The 21,478-nt window shown below is 49.3% G+C and carries 16 protein-coding genes; 12 read left to right on the plus strand and 4 right to left on the minus strand.

What is annotated here, in order from left to right; all coding sequences use genetic code 11:
- Nucleotides 1–62 precede the first annotated feature (62 nt).
- From Q5076_RS04045 to Q5076_RS04080, 8 genes are all read left to right on the plus strand, one after another.
- A complete protein-coding gene (locus tag Q5076_RS04045) occupies nt 63–4,448 on the plus strand; it encodes a hybrid sensor histidine kinase/response regulator transcription factor (protein ID WP_303011027.1) in 4,386 nt (1,461 codons plus the stop codon).
- A 65-nt stretch (nt 4,449–4,513) separates the two neighbouring features.
- Nucleotides 4,514–6,196, plus strand: a complete 1,683-nt coding sequence (locus Q5076_RS04050) for a polysaccharide lyase (RefSeq protein ID WP_303011030.1) — start codon at nt 4,514–4,516, stop codon at nt 6,194–6,196.
- A gap of 27 nt (nt 6,197–6,223) precedes the next feature.
- Nucleotides 6,224–9,322, plus strand: coding sequence for a DUF6298 domain-containing protein (locus Q5076_RS04055; RefSeq protein WP_303011032.1), 3,099 nt, complete (start codon nt 6,224–6,226; stop codon nt 9,320–9,322).
- 177 nt (nt 9,323–9,499) lie between these two features.
- Nucleotides 9,500–10,051, plus strand: a complete 552-nt coding sequence (locus tag Q5076_RS04060; RefSeq protein WP_303011035.1) for an RNA polymerase sigma factor — start codon at nt 9,500–9,502, stop codon at nt 10,049–10,051.
- An 84-nt stretch (nt 10,052–10,135) separates the two neighbouring features.
- Nucleotides 10,136–10,387, plus strand: coding sequence for a hypothetical protein (locus Q5076_RS04065; protein ID WP_303011038.1), 252 nt, complete (start codon nt 10,136–10,138; stop codon nt 10,385–10,387).
- 191 nt (nt 10,388–10,578) lie between these two features.
- On the plus strand, nt 10,579–11,346 hold the full coding sequence (locus Q5076_RS04070; protein ID WP_303011041.1) for a threonine/serine exporter family protein: 768 nt from the start codon (nt 10,579–10,581) through the stop codon (nt 11,344–11,346).
- Nucleotide 11,347: 1 nt separating this feature from the next.
- On the plus strand, nt 11,348–11,833 hold the full coding sequence (locus Q5076_RS04075) for a threonine/serine exporter family protein (RefSeq protein ID WP_303011044.1): 486 nt from the start codon (nt 11,348–11,350) through the stop codon (nt 11,831–11,833).
- Between the two features lie 12 nt (nt 11,834–11,845).
- On the plus strand, nt 11,846–12,574 hold the full coding sequence (locus Q5076_RS04080) for a DUF6064 family protein (protein ID WP_303011047.1): 729 nt from the start codon (nt 11,846–11,848) through the stop codon (nt 12,572–12,574).
- Between the two features lie 343 nt (nt 12,575–12,917).
- On the opposite strand, the gene Q5076_RS04085 is transcribed toward Q5076_RS04080, so the two are convergent.
- Together Q5076_RS04085 and Q5076_RS04090 are read right to left on the minus strand one after the other, a co-directional pair.
- Nucleotides 12,918–13,541, minus strand: coding sequence for an HAD family phosphatase (locus tag Q5076_RS04085; RefSeq protein WP_303011049.1), 624 nt, complete (start codon nt 13,539–13,541; stop codon nt 12,918–12,920).
- Between the two features lie 120 nt (nt 13,542–13,661).
- On the minus strand, nt 13,662–14,861 hold the full coding sequence (locus Q5076_RS04090) for a sugar MFS transporter (RefSeq protein ID WP_303011053.1): 1,200 nt from the start codon (nt 14,859–14,861) through the stop codon (nt 13,662–13,664).
- 304 nt (nt 14,862–15,165) lie between these two features.
- Between Q5076_RS04090 and Q5076_RS04095 the strand changes: the two genes are divergently transcribed.
- From Q5076_RS04095 to Q5076_RS04110, 4 genes are all read left to right on the plus strand, one after another.
- The gene (locus Q5076_RS04095) at nt 15,166–16,674 is read left to right on the plus strand and encodes a 4Fe-4S binding protein (RefSeq protein ID WP_303011055.1); all 1,509 of its coding nucleotides are present in this window, start codon (nt 15,166–15,168) and stop codon (nt 16,672–16,674) included.
- A 19-nt stretch (nt 16,675–16,693) separates the two neighbouring features.
- Nucleotides 16,694–18,097, plus strand: a complete 1,404-nt coding sequence (locus Q5076_RS04100) for an aldo/keto reductase (RefSeq protein WP_303011058.1) — start codon at nt 16,694–16,696, stop codon at nt 18,095–18,097.
- Nucleotides 18,098–18,101: 4 nt separating this feature from the next.
- On the plus strand, nt 18,102–18,524 hold the full coding sequence (locus Q5076_RS04105) for a DUF1893 domain-containing protein (protein WP_303011059.1): 423 nt from the start codon (nt 18,102–18,104) through the stop codon (nt 18,522–18,524).
- 90 nt (nt 18,525–18,614) lie between these two features.
- Complete coding sequence (locus Q5076_RS04110; protein ID WP_303011060.1) at nt 18,615–19,127, plus strand: ECF transporter S component; 513 nt, start codon at nt 18,615–18,617, stop codon at nt 19,125–19,127.
- On the opposite strand, the gene Q5076_RS04115 is transcribed toward Q5076_RS04110, so the two are convergent.
- Together Q5076_RS04115 and Q5076_RS04120 are read right to left on the minus strand one after the other, a co-directional pair.
- Nucleotides 19,098–20,306 carry an ABC transporter permease gene (locus Q5076_RS04115; protein WP_303011062.1) on the minus strand — a complete coding sequence of 403 codons (1,209 nt, stop codon included), beginning with the start codon at nt 20,304–20,306 and terminating at the stop codon, nt 19,098–19,100. The two genes, Q5076_RS04110 and Q5076_RS04115, sit on opposite strands and share 30 nt — an antisense overlap.
- Nucleotides 20,290–21,474 (minus strand): ABC transporter permease, encoded by a 1,185-nt coding sequence (locus Q5076_RS04120; protein ID WP_303011065.1) that lies wholly within the window; start codon nt 21,472–21,474, stop codon nt 20,290–20,292. Before Q5076_RS04120 ends, Q5076_RS04115 begins: the two co-directional genes overlap by 17 nt.
- Nucleotides 21,475–21,478 lie beyond the last annotated feature (4 nt).

Raw genomic sequence — 21,478 nt, forward strand, 5'->3', positions numbered from 1 at the left:
GCATTTTATTCCAATTATTGCTGTCAATGGAAAAACGTTACGTTCTAATACTATTTTTTTCTATGATGTGGGGTTGGGGCTTCTCCTATCCGAACATGATTGTGGAGCATTATACCGCCGAACGCGGTTTGCCCAATGATATCGTCAACTGTACGTTGAAAGGACAGGATGGCTTCATCTGGTTCGGCACGTGGTACGGGTTGTGCAGCTTTGACGGAAGCAAGTTCCGGTCTTATGACAACCGGGACGGGTATTATTCCACGGATATCCCTCCCCGCAAGATTCAGCGCATAGTGGAAGACAGGAACGGTTTCTTATGGATTAAGACGATTGACCGCAAGCTGTACCTGTTTGACAAAAGGCATGAAAGTTTCCATGCGGTCTATGACGACGTGAAGGAGTATTCGGAAAACATCCAGATAATCAAGATTCAGACAACGGAGGAGGGGGATGTCCTGCTGCTGACTAAAGACAAGAGTCTCCTGCGTGCATATACCGATAAGGAGGGGAAGATAACCATGAAGCAGTTGCACGACTCGCGCCCCAACGTAAATGCCTATGACATGCGCCTGAGGCATAACGTGTTCTGCGAGACGTCCGAATTCATCAACTGGATCGGCATGGACTACCAGATTCTTTCTTTAAGGAAAGGCCCGGCTTTGAAAGACAAGCCGGCGGACTTTATCCGGGAGAAGGTTGCCGCCGGTTCCGACCGGTTCACCTGCGCTTCCTACAGTTCCGGTTTCCTGTGGCTGGGAGACGAGAACGGGCGCATTTACAGCATCGACCCCCAAAACGGGGTTGTCAACCGTTATGAAATACCGGAAATCGGAGGCCCGATATCCAATCTGCTGGTAACCGAACCGGGCATGATGTATATCACGGCCGGTGAGGGGACTTACGAATACAATATAGGCTATAAGCGGTTGACCCGGCTTCCGTTTACCGTTTCCGGGAAAGACGGCGGAATGATATTCCATGATAAATACGACAAGATATGGTTTCAGGAAGGCAACCGGGCGTTGATTTATTACGACCCGTTGAACAAAAGCGACCGCCGTTTCACGTTTCCCAACCAGAATGCCATCGGGAATTTTGAGGTTCAGGACGCGGGCGAGCAGGGAATGTTCTTCCTGACTCCGGGAGGGGAAATCCTTTTGTTTGACCGGGAAAAACTGGAGATGGTCCGCATCAACCGACTGAAACCTTTCTCCGACGACCTTCCCGGACAGCTTTTCTTCCATCTCCTGCTCGACAAGGACGGCATCCTCTGGCTGGCTTCCACGGGCAGCGGGGTTTACAAAGTCAATTTCCCGAAGAGACAGTTCCGGTTGTTGCCGGAGGTGTCTCCCGTTCCTTTTACAGACCGGTCTACGTCGTGGAATCAGGGAATACGTGCGCTCTATCAGGCGCAGAACGGAGATATATGGGTGGGGACGCGCTGGCAGGCGTTGTACCGCCTGGAGCATAACGGCCGGGTCAAACAGGTCTTTTCCGACAAAAATTACCTGCTGGGAGCCGTGTATCACATCATGGAGGACAAAGACGGCAATCTCTGGTTCTCCACCAAAGGCAACGGGCTCGTCAAAGCCGAACCGGACATGAATTCCCCGCAGGGCCTACGTTTTACCCGTTACAAGAATGACCCCAAGAATCCGAACTCCATCAGCAACAACGATGTGTACTTTACGTATCAGGACAGCCGGGGCCGTATTTGGGTCGGCCTGCTGGGAGGAGGGTTGAACCTGATTTCCGAAGAAAACGGGGTGACCGTTTTCAAGCATAAGTACAACGGACTGAAACAGTATCCTCCTTACGGCCTTTACATGGAGGTGCGTACGATGACGGAGGATGACAACGGACGCATCTGGGTAGGGACGATGGACGGCCTGATGTCTTTCGACGGCGATTTCACCGCACCCGAACAGATTCGGTTTGAAACGTACCGCCAGGAAAGCGAACGCTCCAATGTGGCGGATAACGATATTTATGTCCTGTACAAAGACAGCGATTCGCAAATCTGGGTGAGCGTATTCGGAGGAGGGCTGAACAAGCTGGTGCGTTATGACGAGAAAAAGCACGAGCCGGTTTTCAAGTCCTACGGTATCCGCGAGGGGATGAACAACGACGTAGTCAAGTCTATTGTGGAGGATAAGGACGGCAACCTTTGGTTTACGACGGAAATCGGTTTGTCTTGTTTCAACAAAGCGACCGAGCAGTTCCGCAATTACGACAAATATGACGGGTTCCTGAATGTGGAACTGGAGGAGGGCAGCGCCATCCGTACCTTGAACGGCGATTTGTGGCTCGGTTCCAAACAAGGAATCCTGGTGTTTTCTCCGGACAAGCTGGAAACGCAGCATACGGATTACGACACGCACATTGTCGATTTTAAGGTATCCAACCGTGATTTGCGCAGTTTTACCGACCAACCGGTTCTAAAAGAGTCCGTCACCTATGCCGATGCTGTCCGGTTGAATTACAACCAATCCATGTTTACAATCGAATTTGCGGCCCTGAATTTCTATAACCAGAACCGGGTGTCTTACCGTTACATACTCGAAGGATATGAAAAGGAATGGCATTATAACGGGAAAAACCGTATCGCCTCTTATACCAATGTGCCTCCCGGAGATTATACGTTCCGCGTGGAAACCCTGGATGAAGCCAGTGAGGGACCGGTATCCGGCCGTACTTTGGCAATCACCGTCCTTCCTCCCTGGTGGTTGAGCTGGTGGGCGATTCTTATCTATGTCATTTTGGGAATCATCGCGCTTTATTTCGGATTGCGGCTGGCTTTCTTCATGATTAAGATGAAAAACGACATTTATATCGAACAGAAAGTCTCGGAAATGAAGATTAAGTTCTTTACCAACATCTCCCATGAGCTCCGCACGCCTTTGACACTGATTAAAGGCCCTATCCAGGAATTGAAAGAGCATGAGAAACTTTCTTCGAAAGGGCTCCAGTATGTGGATTTGATGGAGAAGAACACCAACCAGATGTTGCAGCTTGTGAACCAGATTCTCGATTTCCGGAAGATTCAGAACGGCAAGATGCGCCTGCATGTATCATTAATCGACTTTAACGAGATGATTGTCTCTTTCCAGAAAGAGTTCCGTGTGCTTTCCGAAGAGAATGAGATAAGCTTCACGTTCCAGTTGCCGGACGAGTCGATTATGGTATGGGCGGACAAGGAGAAGCTGGGCATCGTAATCCGCAACATCATATCGAACGCATTTAAATTCACTCCCTCCGGCGGAAGCATCTGTGTGACGACCGGGCTGACGGACGACGGAAAGAGTTGTTTCGTACGGGTGGAAGACAACGGGGTAGGGATTCCGCAAAACAAGCTGACGGAAATATTCGAACGTTTCTCACAGGGGGAAAATGCGAAGAACCCTTATTACCAAGGCACGGGCATCGGGCTGGCCCTTTCCAAAGAGATCGTGAATCTGCACCACGGAATCATCCGCGCCGAAAGCCCGGAAGGGCACGGGGCGGCATTTACCGTGGAATTGTTGCTCGGCAAGGGACATTACCGCCCTTCCGAGGTCGATTTCTATGTCAGCGATACGGAAGCGGCGCCGTTATCCGCCGAAGATGAAATGTCCGCCAATGCCGCCGACGGGAAAGAACCTGAAGAAAAAACGGAAATCGACGCTTCATTGCCGACTCTTCTGTTGGTGGAGGACAATAAAGACCTTTGCCGGTTGATAAAACTCCAGTTGGAGGACAAATTCAATATTCACATAGCGGGCAATGGGGTGGAAGGACTGAAAAAAGTGCATCTTTATCATCCGGACATCGTGGTGACCGACCAGATGATGCCCGAAATGGACGGGTTGGAGATGTTGCAGTCTATCCGCAAGGATTTCCAAATCAGCCATATTCCGGTCATTATCCTGACGGCGAAGAATGACGAAGGAGTCAAGACAAGGGCGATTACCCTGGGGGCAAACGCTTATATCACCAAGCCGTTCAGCAAAGAATACCTGCTGGCGCGTATCGACCAGTTGCTCGGCGAACGGAAGCTGTTCCGCGAGCGTATCCGCCAGCAGATGGAGAACCAGGCCACGACGGAAGAGGACAGTTACGAGCAATATCTGGTCAAGAAGGATGTGCAGTTCCTTGAGAAGATACATCAGGTAATCGAGGAGAACATGGACAACAGCGACTTCAATATAGATACAATCGCTTCCGGTATCGGGCTGAGCCGGTCGGCGTTCTTTAAAAAATTAAAGAGCCTTACGGGACTGGCTCCCGTCGATTTGGTGAAGGAAATCCGTTTGAACAAGTCTGTCGAGCTTATCAAGAACACGGATTTGAGTGTTTCCGAAATTGCGTTTGCGGTCGGTTTCAAAGATTCGGGATACTATAGCAAGTGTTTCCGGAAGAAATACAACCAGTCTCCCCGCGAATATATGAACGAATGGAGGAAAGGATAAAGGAAACCGATTACAAAATGCTTTCTTGACCGTCTTTTTAGAAAACCCATTTAAGATTCGAAAGAATGAACAACATTAAGAAAGTAGTATCGGCATGGATGCTGGTTGCCTGCGTACTGCCCGTTGCGGCACAGTATCCTGTCATTCCGGACTCGGTCAAGGCAAGAGCGGCAAAACAGGAAGCGGAGTTTGAACGTCAGTCGGACGCGGCATGGGAGAAAGCCTTGCCCGTAGTCCTGGAGGAAGCGCGGAAAGGCCGCCCGTACAAGCCGTGGGCTTCCAAACCGGAAGATTTGATAAAGAGTAATATTCCGGCCTTTCCCGGTGCGGAAGGCGGAGGAATGTACACTCCCGGCGGTCGCGGGGGAAAGGTGATTGTCGTCACTTCACTGGAAGATTCCGGTCCCGGAACATTCCGGGAAGCTTGCGAGACCGGGGGAGCGCGTATCATCGTTTTCAATGTAGCGGGGGTAATCCGCCTGAAAAGCCCCATCAGCCTTCGTGCACCCTATGTCACGATTGCCGGGCAAACGGCTCCGGGAGACGGTATCTGCATAACCGGCCAGTCTTTCCTGATTGATACGCATGATGTCGTAATCCGCCACATGCGTTTCCGCCGCGGCGCCCAGGATGTGGCTTTCCGTGACGATGCGGTAGGAGGCAATGCCGTAGGAAATATCATGGTGGACCATTGTTCCGCCAGTTGGGGACTGGACGAGAATATGTCCATCTACCGTCATGTCTATAACCGGGACGAAAACGGGCGCGGTTTGAAACTGCCTACCGTAAACATCACCATTCAGAACTCTATCTTTTCCGAAGCGCTGGATACTTACAACCATGCTTTCGGCGCTACAATCGGAGGACATAACAGCATGTTCTGCCGAAACCTTTTCGCATCCAATATCAGCCGTAACAGTTCCGTAGGCATGGACGGCGATTTCAATTTCGTGAACAACGTAATCTTCAACTGGTGGAACCGTTCCGTTGACGGAGGTGACAACAAGAGTCTCTACAACATCATCAATAACTATTTCAAGCCGGGTCCTATCACCCCGTCAGGCAAACCGATTTCTTACCGTATCCTGAAACCGGAAGCCGGACGGGACAAAAGCAGGCCTGTTTCTTTCGGAAAGGCTTATGTGAACGGAAATATCGTCCACGGCAACCAGAAGGTCACGAAAGACAACTGGAACGGAGGCGTGCAACTGAAAACGGAAGCGGACGCCGCCGAATTCCTGCCGCAAATCAAAGCGGACAAACCGTTCAAGACTCCTCCCGTCACTGTCATGGATACTAAAAAAGCCTATGGCTTTGTCCTTGAGCATGCAGGAGCCACATTCCCCAAACGCGATGCGGTAGATACGCGCATTGTCAAAACCGTGCGGACCGGAAAAGCCATTTATGTGAAGGATGCTCCGGAATTTGTGTCTCCCTATGTCAAAAGGCGCCTGCCCGCCGATTCTTACAAGCAGGGCATTATTACCGATATCCGGCAGGTAGGAGGGCTTCCCGAATACAAAGGGGAACCGGTGAAGGATTCCGACGGCGACGGCATGCCGGATGCATGGGAAATCGCCAACGGGTTGAATCCCTATGATTCGGGCGACGCGAACATGGACTGCAACGGAGACGGTTATACCAATATCGAGAAATACATTTACGGTATAGATACGAAAAAGAAAATAGACTGGACAGACTTGAAGAATAACTATGATACGCTGGCTAAACGGAAAAGCCTGTTATAACTTGACGGATAAATAAAGTTTATTGAAATGAATATACAATTTAAAACAATCCTCTTGGGACTATTAAGCATAGGGTTTGTGCAAGGACATGCGCAAACCTTTGCTTTACAGGTTAAGGATGAACGGCTTACTTACCTGAATGACGAACGGGGAAACAGGATTCTCGATTTCTCGCATTGCGGTTATCGGAGTTCCGAAACGGATATCCCTTCTGTTCGCAATGCCGTGTTTGTTCCGTGGAAAGCGGGGGATAACACCCGGCGCATCCAACGGGCCGTCGATTATGTAGCTTCATTACCTCCCGACGCTTCCGGTTTCCGTGGAGCAGTGTTGCTGGACCGGGGCGAATTTGCTTTGTCCGGCAGCATCCGCATAACCGCATCCGGCGTCGTATTGCGGGGAACGGACAAGGAAAAGACCGTACTGTTGAAAAAAGGAGTAGACAGGGGGGCGCTGGTTTATATGGAGGGAACGGACGACCTGGAATTGAAGGATACGCTACGGGTCCTTTCCGATTACGTTCCGGTGAATGCGAGAACTTTGCAAATAGTTTCGGGAGCCTCCTTGAAAAAAGGCGACCGTGTGATGATTAGCCGGCCTTCCGGAAAAGAGTGGATTGCTTCTTTGGGATGCGATATCTTCGGGGGAGGCATCAGTGCTTTGGGATGGAAAGAAGGAGACATGGACTTGACATGGGACCGGGAAATCACGGAAGCGGACGGAAATCAAATCACCCTGGACGCTCCGCTGACGGTTGCCCTGGATGCGAAGTGGGGAATTTCTTCCGTTATCACTTATCAGTGGGACGGACGGCTCTCTGATTGCGGGGTGGAAAACATGACATTGGTTTCGGACTACGACAGGCATTATCCCAAAGATGAGGAGCATTGCTGGACGGGAATTTCCATCGAGAATGCGGAGAACTGCTGGGTCAGGCAGGTGAATTTCAAACATTTTGCGGGAAGTGCCGTTATCGTCCAGCGTACCGGTTCTAAAATCACCGTCGAGGACTGTATTTCGAAAGAGCCGGTATCCGAAATCGGAGGAATGCGCCGGTGCACTTTCCATACGTTGGGACAGCAGACCTTGTTCCAGCGTTGTTACTCCGAGCATGGTATTCATGATTTTTCAGCCGGATATTGCGCTGCCGGACCCAACGCCTTCGTACAATGCGACTCGTATGAGTCTTCGGGCTTCAGCGGTTCTATTGATGCATGGGCCTGCGGGCTGTTGTTTGACATCGTTAATATCGACGGGCATAACCTCTCCTTCAAGAATCTGGGGCAGGATAAGAACGGAGCCGGCTGGAATACGGCAAACAGCCTGTTCTGGCAATGTACCGCTGCCGAGATTGAGTGTTACACTCCTGCGGAAGACGCGAAAAACCGTGCTTACGGCTGTTGGGCGCAGTTCTCCGGCGACGGCGAATGGGCGCAATCGAACAACCATGTGCAGCCCCGCAGTATTTTCTACGCCCAATTGGAGGAACGGCTGCGGAAAGCATGTGCGGAACGCGCCCGTATCCTGCCCAGAAGCACGAGCGCAACCAGCAGTCCGACGGTGGAAGTAGCGATGAAACTGGCGGAAGACGCTTACAATCCCCGCCTGACACTGGAACATTGGATTAATGACAACGCATTCGTTCCTTCAACGGCGACGGCCGGGATAAAGTCCATTGACGATATTAAAGAGAAAAAGTCGCCCGCCTCTTCCGGACCGGCCGCACAGCCGGAGGTGAACATCACCGGCGGACGTATCCAGATGGACGGGGCGTTGTTGGTAGGAGGCAGCCATACGACCCCCTGGTGGAACGGAAAGCTTAAAACTAATTTCCTGAAAAAGGCAAGCCCCGCCATTACCCGTTTTGTGCCGGGACGCGAAGGGCTTGGGCTCACGGACCGCATCGATTCCGTAGTCGGCTTTATGAAGCGGAAGAATATCCTGGTTTTCGACCAGAACTACGGTTTGTGGTATGACCGCCGCCGGGACGACCACGAACGTGTCCGCCGCCGGGACGGTGACGTATGGGGACCCTTCTACGAGCAGCCTTTCGGGCGTAGCGGCCAGGGAACGGCATGGGAAGGATTGAGCAAATACGACTTGGAACGTCCCAATGCGTGGTATTGGTCGCGCTTGAAAGAATTTGCGGAGAAAGGCGGCAAAGCCGGACTGCTTTTGTTCCATGAAAACTATTTCCAGCACAATATCCTGGAGGCGGGGGCGCATTGGGTAGACTGCCCTTGGAGAAGCAGCAATAACATCAACCGTACCGGATTTCCCGAACCGGTTCCGTTTGCGGGAGACAAGCGTATCTTTGTGGCGGATATGTTTTACGACATCAGCCACCCGGTACGCCGTGAGCTGCACAGGAAGTACATCCGGCAATGCCTGGACAATTTTGCCGACAATCCGAACGTCATCCAGTTGACGAGTGCCGAATTTACAGGTCCGTTGCACTTCGTGCAGTTCTGGTTGGACGTAATCGCGGAATGGGAGGCTGAAACCGGTAAAAAGGCGAAGGTGGCGTTAAGTACCACCAAGGATGTACAAGATGCCATTCTGGCGGACCCCAAGCGGGCTGCCGTGGTGGATATCATCGACATACGTTACTGGCATTACAAGACGGACGGCATCTTTGCGCCGGAAGGCGGAAAAAACATGGCTCCCCGCCAGCACATGCGTAAAATGAAAGTGGGGAAGGTGACTTTCAACGAGGCGTACAAAGCCGTAAACGAATATCGCCGGAAATTCCCGGAGAAAGCGGTGACCTTCTATGCACAGAATTACCCGTCCGTCGGATGGGCCGTATTCATGGCAGGCGGTTCATGCCCTGTAATTCCGTGTACGGACAAGGCATTCCTGAAAGACGCGGCGGCTATGGAGGTGGAAGAAACCGATACGGATAAATACCGGAAACTGGTAAAATCTGGTATCGGAAGTATCATTTATTCCAAGTCCGGAACAGAAATTCCAATACAGTTATCGTCCGGGAAATATGCATTAAAGTACATCCATCCCGGTTCCGGAAAGATTGAGGTGATAAATAAATCGTTGAAAATAAACGGATTATATAAATTGAAGATTCCTGATAAGAAGGAAGGTATTTATTGGTTCCATAAGTTATAGAACAAAAAATCCCGTAGGAAACGACCCTGCGGGATTTTTCGTTTTTACCGGTAATTTCTAGTAAAACAATGTTATATAACATGATACTTGTTTTTTCAATCCACAAACCAGTTTTTACCTAAGGTTGAAGCCTATATCGCTTAGCTTTGCAACATCAAAATCAATCGAATTAATGCTATGATGGAACAGACTAATAATTCAACCGAAACTTTGTTCGCTTCTTTTCAAGCGGGAAATATGGCAGCATTTTCACAACTGTATGATTTGCATGTCAACATCTTATTTAATTATGGATTGAAGTTGACTCTCGACAAAGAACTGTTGAAAGATTGCATCCACGATATTTTCGTTAAGCTCTATACGAAGAAGGACGAATTGGGAACCATTGACAATTTGAAGTCTTATTTGTTCATATCATTGAAAAATAAGCTTTGCGACGAGCTCCGCAAACGCATGTATATGTCCGATACCGCGGTGGAAGAAGTGAACGCGGCGGTTCCTACGGACGTAGAAGACGATTATGTGGAAGAAGAAAAGCGCAGGAACGAATTTTCACTGGTGAAGCGTTTACTGGACCAGTTATCGCCCCGGCAGCGTGAAGCGCTCACATTATATTATATTGAAGAAAAGAAATATGAGGATATTTGTGAGATTATGAATATGAATTATCAGTCCGTGCGCAACCTGATGCATCGCGGATTGACTAAATTACGCAACCTGGCAAGTTAAATTTAGTAAAAAAGGGGATTTTTATTAGTACATAGGCAGGATAACGGCGTCTTATTTATGTAAACGCTTTAAAAAAGATGCTATATGTGCTCTAAGGTAAAAGATTTTTTGACGGATGATGATTTTATCAACTATGTGCTGGGTGTATCTCCGCAGTCGGTTTCCCGTTGGGAGGCTTATTTCAGGGAACACCCGGAACAGATAGCGGACGCGGAAGAGGCCAAGGCCGTATTACTGGCTCCGGCCGATGTCGTTTCCGGCCTTTCGGAAGTTGAAAATCGGAAATTGAAAGATAGGATTATTAGCAGTATAAAAGATTTTTCAGGTATTTTGTAATTTAAGTTAGAGATAAAATTAGGTTAGTGTTAAGGAAAAGATTGGCACGGTCTTTCACAGAACCGGAAACGGGTTGCTGTGAAAGACCGTGTTTTTCGGTTTCGGATATTTAGTGAGAAAATATTCAGGAATAAGGCTGTTGCTATAACTCTTTTTTGTAATTTTGCAGCCGATTTAAAAATATCACTTACATGAAGACAAGCGAATCTTTATTATCAATAGGTAAATTCATTGCTGAATATTCTGCCCATCTGATGGGGGCCGGGGTGCATACTTCGCGGGTGGTCCGCAATTCCAAACGCATCGGGGAGGCTTTCGGGCTGGAGGTGAAACTGGGGGTATTCCATAAAAACATCATTCTCACAATTATCGACAAACAGACTAACGAGGCTTGCAATGAAGTCATAGACATTCCCGCGCATCCTATCAGTTTTGAACATAATTCCGAATTAAGCGCATTGAGTTGGGAAGCGCTGGACAATCACTTGTCGTTGGAAGAACTGACGGAAAAATACAGGAAAATCATTTCCGCCCCGATGATACATCCTCTTTTTGTCCTGTTGCTGGTGGGATTCGCCAATGCTTCATTCTGTAAGTTGTTCGGAGGGGATTTGATTTCCATGGGAATCGTATTCTCGGCTACCATCACGGGATTTTACCTGAAACAACAGATGCAGAAAAAGAAAATCAACCACTACATTACATTTATCGTTTCGGCGTTCGTCGCTTCCCTGTGCGCCTCTACGGCTTTGATATTCGACACGACTTCCGAAATTGCACTGGCAACCAGCGTTTTGTATCTCGTGCCGGGCGTTCCTTTGATTAACGGGGTGATTGATATAGTGGAAGGTTACGTTTTAACGGGATTCGCCCGGCTGACGGAAGCTTCTTTGCTGATTGTCAGCATCGCCATCGGACTTTCCTTTACATTGATAATGGTAAAAAACAGTTTAATTTGATATGATAGCTCTTGACATTCTTTCCGACGGACTTTTTGCGGCAGTGGCCGGTATCGGATTCGGTGCGATATCCGATCCTCCCTTGCGCGCGTTTAAGATGATTGCGGTACTGGCCGCATTGGGACATGCCTGCCGTTTTTGCCTGATGACTTATTTGGGTGTGGATATCGCCACCGCTTCTTTGTTTGGCGGTCTGGTAATCGGTTTCGGCAGTTTGTGGCTGGGGAAAAAGGTGTATTGCCCGATGACGGTGCTTTATATTCCGGCATTGCTTCCGATGATTCCGGGCAAGTTCGCATACAATATGGTGTTCTCGCTTATCATGTGCTTGCAGACAGTGAATGAACCGGAACAGTTGGACGGGTATATGGGAATGTTCTTTTCCAATTCTCTGGTAGCGAGCACGGTCATATTCATGCTGGCGGTCGGGGCTACATTCCCGATGTTTCTGTTTCCTCATAGGGCTTTTTCTTTAACAAGACATTAATAAACTACTTTTATGGAGATTTTTTGGAGAACAATCGCATATTATAATTCCGCTACCTGGCTTTTACAGATAGTTATTATTCTCATCGGCATCGCGTTGACCGCATTGCTCGTATGCAAGCCGCGCCCGTGGGTGAAGATGGGAATGAAGTTCTACATGATAGGGTTATATTCATGGATTTCCGTTGTCTATTATTATATCTGTTGCGAAGAACGCAGTTATAACGGAGTGATGGCCCTGTTTTGGGGAGTAATGGCCGTTATCTGGGTATGGGATGCGATAACGGGCTATACGACTTTTGAGCGTACGCACAAATACGACGTATTATCCTATGTCCTGTTGGCGATGCCTTTTATATACCCGCTGGTTTCTTTGGCACGCGGGCTGAGTTTCCCGGAAATGACTTCTCCGGTAATGCCCTGTTCCGTTGTGGTATTCACAATCGGGGTATTGCTGTTGTTCGCCCATAAGGTAAACATGTTTCTGGTACTCTTCCTTTGCCACTGGTCGCTGATAGGACTGTCCAAGACTTATTTTTTCCAGATTCCGGAAGATTTTCTATTGGCAAGCGCCACCATTCCCGGCCTATATCTCTTTTTCAGGGAATATTTCCTGAACAACCTGCACGCCGACACCAAACCGAAGGCAAAGTATATCAACTGGTTGTTAATCACCGTCTGTATCGGTTTGGCTATATTGCTGACCAGTACGATGTTTCTGGAATTGCTTCCCAAGAACTAAACAGGGAAATAACAAGATGCATTCCGTAAAAGAAACGCACTCCGGAAGTTTTATGCCCGTTTTTCGGGACACAGTCCAACTTTCAGGGTACAGTTCAAAATGGAACGGCTTTTCTTGCCGTTTATAAGTTATGACATCATAAATTCCCCTATCTTAGCCTTCATTCGTCAGAACACAAGGCATGGATAGGGGAATGTTTTCCTTTTCAAACTTCAACCTGCAAGAGGTTTCCGGCTTTCGATTTCTCGTTTGGAACGGCCTCTTTCCCGTTATGTCTTCATCGATACGGGGACTACTGCATCCGGCTCCGGAAGATTTCCGGAAGACCGTCGGGGCCTCCCGTTTATAATTTTCCCAACATCGCGGTCAGCTCTTTCCGCCAGTCCGTCCCGTTCTCCGGCTGGAAAGTCTCGAATCCGAGTTTCCGCCCGATATGTATATTCGAAGCCCCGTCGTCTACAAACAGGGTTTCCGAAGGAATGATGTTGCAGTCATTTATCATATAATCGAAAATTTCCGGAGCAGGCTTCGTATATCCGATTTGATAAGACAGATAAAGTTTGTCGCAATAATCGCTCAGCGGCCTTTTCCTTGATGAAAAACCGGGACTGCATGCCCAGGACATGACAAAGGGATTGGTATTACTCAAAACATACACATGATATGACTTTCTTAATTCCAGCATGTAATCGAGTTTATCCGGATTCACTTCATTGAAGAATCCCAGCCATGCCTGTCCGGTTTCTTCCATTGTCAGTCGGCGGCCGCAGAGGTCTCCCAGCAGTCTCCGGAATTCGTCCGCACTCAGCTTGCCCTCTTCCAATTCCTGAAAGATTCCGGTCTGGTGGTATTTGTCCAGGCGGGTATCGGCATCCGCCAGTCCCAATTTGATAAATGCCTGAACCGCCTTGTCACGGTCAATGTCTACAATCACTCCTCCAAAATCAAATACGATATTCTTTATCATAACTTCGTTTTTTATTTGTTACAAAGATACGGCTTATCTTCGTATCCGGCACTTCCCGGAACTGAAATTAGTCTGAAAAAAATACAACGGTTTTACCGGATGCGAATACCGTCGCCATCTTCACCGGCCCGTATCGCTCCATTGACATTTCAATGTTTTCCATGCATACAGCATCACGACGATGAACGAGAGTAACGGAACGGTAAATGAAAACGACATTGTGCTCCGGTCTGCCACATAACCCATCACCAGAGGACCGATAGCCCCTCCGACGGGCGACATCATCAGATAGGACGATGCCCGTTTGGTATGATTGCCCAACCCCCTCAGCGAAAGGGCGAAAATAGTGGGAAACATGATTGCCTCGAAAGCATAGCCGAAGAAAAGGGCCGTTAAGGATACGATTCCCAGATTCAGCACAATCAACAAGCTCGTTACGACCGTACCGACGGCACAAAAGAACAAAACTTTTTCCGCCCTTATCCGCCGCATTATCCAACTGCCGGCGAAACGCCCGCACATGAACAGCCCCAGGCCGCCGAACGAGAGCACCACGGAAGCGTCGCGCGCATTCATCCAGCCGTCGTCTACTACGTAATTGATAAAGAAACTGTTAATGGATATTTCCGCAATTTCGTAACAGAACAAGGCCGCGATGCCGAAAATAAAAAGTTTATGGGACCAGAGGCCTCGCGGCTGTCCCTGCTTTTCCGTTTCTTCCCCGTGGGTAATTTCCGGCAAGCGAATCCTGGAAAACACGAAAGCCACTGCCAGAACAAGAATTCCCATCCACGTATATGGAAGTGAGATATTCGAATCTCCTTCTTCCGAAAATAGCAACAAGCCTCCGATAAGCGGCCCGCAGATACATCCCAACCCGTTGAAAGACTGCGCCAGATTCAACCGGCTGGCAGCCGTCTCCCGTCCGCCCAATTCCGTCATATACGGATTGGCGGCCGTTTCCAGGAAAACTAACCCGCAGGCAATGACAAAAAGGGAGAGAAGAAAAAAATGAAAGGACATCAGATATTCCCCGGGAATGAAAAACAACGAACCGCTTCCGTAGAGCAACAGCCCGAAAACCACTCCTTTGCGGTAGCCGTACTTGTTGATGAACAGTCCCGCCGGAACAGCCATCACGAAATATCCCAGATAAAACATTACCTGTACCCATGCCGAATGAGCGCGGCTGATATCCATCACATCCTGAAAATGTTTGTTCAATACATCCAGGATGGCATGCGCGAATCCCCAGAGGAAGAAAAGGGAAGTCACCAGAATAAAAGGAATCCGGTATTTCTTCTTGACTAATTTCTGCATAGCGAGTTAAAAAAAAGTTGTTACTTTTACCGTGCAAAGGTAGGAATAAAAAGCTCACCGGTCATACGGGAATAAGCATTTTCTGTAATACGGGTATAATAATCTGTAATTTATCTACTTTGAGAAAACTTAATTTCGACTATATTTGCAATGAATTAATAATGAATCGATGATGTGAGAAGAGCTTTTAAATATCCTGACACCGGAAACAGGGAAAATCAGGATGCCGGATGGGCCGTTGCCGTACGGTTTCCTGCGATAGGGGTATAGATTGCTATAAATGGAAAATAAAAATAACTTAATTATGCTACGTACTATCAGACTTACAGTTGCTATTGTATGCTTTACGCTTATTACCCTGCTGTTCCTTGATTTCACAGGGACATTGCACGCATGGTTCGGATGGCTGGCGAAGGTACAGTTTCTGCCTGCGTTATTGGCCTTGAATTTCGGTATCGTGCTGTTTCTTCTGATTCTGACTCTTCTGCTCGGACGTGTTTACTGTTCGGTCTTGTGCCCGCTCGGAGTTTTTCAGGATATAATCTCCTGGCTGTCCGGCAAACGGAAGAAAAACCGCTTTCGTTATTCTCCCGCATTGAAATGGTTGCGTTACAGCGTATTGGGCCTTTTTATTCTCGCGATGGTTGCGGGATTGAATTCCTTTGCAATCCTGCTGGCGCCTTACAGCGCTTACGGGCGCATGGTGTCCGGCCTGTTGGCTCCTGTCTGGCAATGGGGGAACAACCTGCTGGCTTATCTGGCCGAACGGGCGGACAGTTACGCTTTTTACGAAGTGGATGTCTGGCTGAAAAGCGGTTTTACCCTTATCGTCGCTGCCGTTACTTTGATAGCGCTCTCGGTACTTGCCTGGCGCAACGGGCGTACCTATTGCAATACAATCTGTCCGGTGGGTACGGTATTGGGGATAATTTCAAAATATTCCCTTTTCAAACCGGTGATTGATACTTCCAAATGCAACGGATGCGGCTTGTGCGCCCGCAACTGCAAAGCCTCCTGCATCGATGCGAAAAGGCATGAGATTGATTACAGCCGTTGTGTCACCTGTATGGATTGTATCGGCAAATGCAAGAAAGGCGCCATCCGGTATGCAAGACGGATTCCGAAGGCGGAAACCGTCCGTCCGGAAGTCCGGGAAGCCGTGTCCGCCGCATCGGGACCTGTGAATACGGCCCGTCGTGCCTTTCTTTCCGCATCGACGGTATTTGCGGCCGCTACCGTGTTGAAAGCGCAGGAGAAGAAGGTGGACGGCGGATTGGCGGCCATTGAAGACAAAAAAATCCCCAATCGGGAAGAACCGCTTTTCCCGCCGGGCGCATTGAGCGCACGCAATTTTACGGAACATTGTACGGCTTGCCAATTATGCGTGTCCGTTTGCCCGAACCAGGTGTTGCGTCCTTCCGACAGCCTGATGACACTGATGCAGCCCCATATGTCTTACGAGCGCGGATATTGCCGCCCGGAATGTACCAAATGTTCGGAAGTTTGTCCGGCAGGGGCAATCCGTCCGATTACAGCGGCGGATAAATCCGCCATTCAAATCGGCCACGCCGTATGGATTAAGGAAAATTGCGTGCCGTTGACCGACGGAATGGAGTGCGGCAACTGCGCCCGCCATTGCCCGACCGGAGCTATCCAGATGGTAGCTTCCGATTCCGCCCGTGCCGGTTCCCCTAAAATACCGGTTGTAAATACGGAAAAATGCATCGGTTGCGGAGCCTGTGAAAATCTATGCCCGTCCCGTCCTTTCAGCGCCATTTATGTGACAGGACATCAGATGCATCGAATTGTCTAATCTAAATCAGAACGAAATCATGGAAGAGAAAAATAGGAAAGGAATAAACAGGAGGGATTTTATTAAGATTGTCGGTATCAGCGCCGCCACTTCGACGGCTTTATTATACGGGTGTTCTTCCAAGAACAAGTCCGCCGCGGGCGGCACATCGGGAGAGGGAGAGATACCAGTGGACAAAATGACTTACCGTACCGCTCCGACTACGGGCGACCGCGTTTCGCTTCTGGGATACGGGTGTATGCGCTGGCCGCTCATACCTGCTTCCGACGGCAGCGGCGAGATGATTGACCAGGATGCGGTAAACGGGTTGGTGGATTATGCCATCGCCCACGGGGTGAACTATTTCGACACGTCTCCCGCATACGTCCAAGGTTTTTCCGAAAAGGCGACAGGCATCGCGCTGAGCCGGCATCCGCGCGATAAATATTTCATAGCAACCAAATTGTCGAACTTTTCTCCGGACACCTGGTCGCGCGAGGCTTCCCTTAACATGTACCGCAAATCCTTTACCGACCTCCAGGTCGATTATATCGATTATATGTTGCTCCACGGCATCGGCATGGGAGGAATGGAGGCGCTTAAAGGGCGTTATCTGGACAACGGGATGCTCGCCTTCCTGCTCGAAGAACGGAAGGCGGGGCGTATCCGTAACCTGGGATTCTCATATCACGGCGACATAGAGGTGTATGACTACCTGCTTTCATTGCACGACGAAATGAAATGGGACTTTGTGCAGATACAGCTCAACTATGTCGACTGGAAGCATGCTAAAGAAGTGAATACCCGCAACACGAATGCGGAATATTTGTACGGCGAACTGGAAAAAAGAAACATTCCGGCCATCATCATGGAACCGCTTTTGGGAGGCCGCCTATCGAAACTGAGCGACAATCTCGTCGCCCGGCTGAAACAGCGCTGTCCGGAGAAAAGCGTTGCTTCGTGGGCGTTCCGTTTTGCCGGTTCTTACCCGAATGTGCTGACGGTATTAAGCGGTATGACTTATATGGAGCATTTGCAGGACAATCTTCGGACGTATTCCCCGCTTGAGCCGCTGACTGACGAAGAGAAGGATTTCCTTGAGGAAACGGCGCAGTTGATGTTGAAATATCCCACCATTCCCTGCAATGACTGTAAATATTGCATGCCTTGCCCGTATGGGTTGGATATTCCGGGCACTTTGCTGCATTACAACCGCTGTATCAACGAAGGCAATGTGCCTGAAAGCGCCCAGGACGAGAATTATGCCAAAGCACGCCGCGCATTCCTTATCGGTTATGACCGCAGCGTGCCCAAGCTCCGGCAAGCCAGCCATTGTATCGGATGCAAGCAATGTGTGGTACATTGCCCGCAGAATATAGATATACCCGGCGAACTGCACCGGATAGACCGCTTTGTAGAACAACTCAAACAAGAAACCTTATAACGGAATGGAAGAATTAATCGGCCTGCTGCATGCGGGAAAATATTCCTGCGTGATTGCTAATGGAAACAAGATACGCACTTTCACCCGGCGGGGAGTGATTGATTTGTACGATTTGCTGGTACAGGAACCGGACTACCTGAAAGGGGCGGTGATTGCCGATAAAGTGGTCGGAAAAGGAGCGGCGGCTTTAATGGTTCTCGGAGGGATAAAAGAAGTGTACGCGGATATTATCAGTTCGAAGGCTTTGTCCCTGTTCCGGAAATACGGCGTGAAGGTCGGTTTCGCACAGGAAGTCCCTTTCATCTGGAACCGTGCCCGCACGGGAGGATGTCCTGTAGAAACGATGTGCAGCGAGGAAGAATCGGCGGAAGCCATATTGCCGCTGATTCGGGAGTTTCTTGAAAAAGTTTCCGGACGGGAATCCTGACACCGGTATATATTGAAACGAATGCTTGTTGCCTTTCCGCCGGAAATGGGGTGGAGGAGGCATCGGTTTAATTAAAAAATAATAATAGATATGGAAACAACTACTGTAAAACTTTATTCGCTGAATTACAACGATGTGAAAACGTATTTGGCAGCCTTATTATTCATCATCGGCAATATCCTTTTTCCCCAACTCTTTCATCTCATCCCTCAAGGAGGAATAATCTGGCTGCCAATCTATTTCTTCACCTTGACGGGAGCTTACAAATACGGCTGGAAAGTCGGTTTGCTGACCGCTGTCCTGTCACCAATCGTAAATTCCCTGCTTTTCGGCATGCCGGCGCTTGCCGTGTTGCCTGCCATCTTATTGAAATCCGTCTTGCTGGCTATCGCGGCGGGATGGAGCGCACAACGCTTCGGTCGCATTTCCATTCCCATCCTGATAGGGGTCGTACTGGCTTACCAAGCAATCGGGACATTGGGAGAATGGGCATATACGGGCAGTTTCCATGATGCCGTCCAGGATTTCCGCATGGGGATTCCCGGAATGTGCCTGCAAGTATTCGGAGGCTACCTATTTATCAAGTACCTGAATCGCAGGTAGACATTTGCAAGACAAGAGTTTCTTTCTGTACACCCATACGCCCAGTATAAAATAGGCAAGCGCCTGAAACCATAAAGTAATATATTCAGGCCAGATGTCCGCCATGTCCGCCCCCATTGAATTCAATTGCACGAAAGCGATGGTGGCGGGCGCTGCCGGGAAAATATAATGGGCCGCTTTCCAGTACCAGGGCATCAGTTCCAACGGATAGGAGACGCCGGACAGGAAAATCAACCCGACTGAGAAAAAGGCTATCATCAGCAGCGGGGCTTCCGAATCGGTGAAATAGCGGGAGGCCGCCAGTCCGAAGAAAGACGTGCCCAACAGGTAGGGTATCATCATCAGCAGGATGTACCATCCGTTTCCAATATGCGGGATACTGAAAAAATAGGGGAGCAGCCCTAACAGGAAAAAGGAAAATACGGCGTATAATATGCAATATACGAATGTTTTTCCTAACACAATGCGCATGGAAACCGCCCATCCGCGACCGAAAGGAATGAAAGAACGGATTCCTCCTGTACTGTGTTCTTCTCCGGCTAGCATTCCGATAACCATCAATAAAGTCTGGAATATGATTATCATCATAACAGCCGGAATCAGGTATGAGCCGTATCCTTCCGTATAATTATAAAGGGCGGTCCCTTCTACGTTGACCGGCTTTGCCGTTGCGACTGCCAGCAATCCCTGCGGGGGAAGGAACACGGCTTCGTCAGGCCGGTATTTATCGTTGATTGCCAGCATTACACGTGAGGACGCTTCCTGCAAAGCTTCAAAATACAAAAACGTATCGGTCGTCGCATATAGGGAGAAGACGGTTTCATCGCCACGGAACACCCGCTCTTCGAAATCATGCGGCAGGTATAATATGCCTTGTACCTTACCTTCTTTCATCCATTCCCTGGCTTCGTTATAGTCGGTTGCCCGGGCGTAGATACCGACTTGCGGGGTAGCGTCAAGCCAACGGATGAAATTCCGGCTCAGCTCACTGCGTGAATTATCGACGATGGCGACAGGGACGTCCGTCACGATATTGGGGGCGTACATATAATTGTATAACAGCCCGTACACGAATATTCCTCCCGTCAGTACCAGCAATACCGCATAACTGGTACTGATAGCGAGGAACTCACGCCGGATGATGAATGATAACTGTTGCAATTTACTTGATGTTTTCATATTTATGACTTTCTATGGCTCTTTTTAAACGGGGAAACAGCGATAAAGCCAGCAGGGGAAAGATGCAAAGGAATACGGCCGAAGGCCATAGATGGGCAAATCCGCTGCCTCCGTATAACATATTCTGTACCGCTTCGGTGAAATGCCGGACAGGAAAAAGACGGGAAGCAGCCCGGATAACCGGGTACATGTCGGGAACAGGAAAGGTTACTCCCGACAGGGTGGCGCCCAGGGAGCCCACCATGGATACGATGCTGATGATTAACGATATGGCGGGAAATAACGAGAACAGGAACAGTCCGAGCGATTGCGTCGCAATGATGAAAACTGCAGTCATTATGTTCATCAGCCACCAGCTTCCTTGGAAAGGGATATGCAGGATACCGAACATCACATAATTAGCCAGCCATCCCGTCAGGATGTATATAACGGTGTAGGGCAATAATTTCCCGGCCACCGCCGTCACCATGTTCCCTTTTGCCGCGAGCAGCCACTCGTCTGCCGTACGGAACTTGATTTCAGTGCCGACCGCATATACGGTGGTCAACAAGATTAGAATCTGGAACAGGACGAAGAAAAACGGCTGGCTCAAATAGACGGAGTAGTCAAGGCTCGGATTATATATCGGATGGTTACTGACTTGTACCGGCAACAGGAATGCCGTAATCTGTTCCTGCCCTGTTCCGAGGGCGACAGCTTGCATCACGACAGGAGAAAGCGCTACCGGAGCCAGTGCCGTTTCGAACGCCGCCATCAATTCACCGCCTACCGACAACAAGGCATAATGATAATAGTAGGAAAGAGAGGCGTCCTTCCCGGTTACGGCATCTTGTTCGAATCCCGGAGGAATGGAGAGATAACCGTAAATCTCTTTTTTCTGTACGGCTTTCCGGGCGGCGGCTTCATTGGCGAAATGGTCCGTCACTTTAAAGGTCGGTACGGCCGATATGGTCCGGACAATTTCTCTCGATGTCGCAGTGTTGTCCTGGTCGACGACGCCGACAGGAATATTTTCCATCTGGCCGTTGCCGAAAATCGTAGCCATAAAGAAAATCGTGAATAGGGGCAGGACCACGCAGACACCGAAATAAAGGCGTCGCGAAGTCATCCGCCGCCATTCCCGCAGCAATACGCGGCGAAATGGCGAATCTGTTTGCGGTAAATTCATGCTT

The organism is uncultured Bacteroides sp. (assembly GCF_958445495.1).
In the GTDB taxonomy this organism is placed as follows: Bacteria; Bacteroidota; Bacteroidia; order Bacteroidales; family Bacteroidaceae; genus Bacteroides.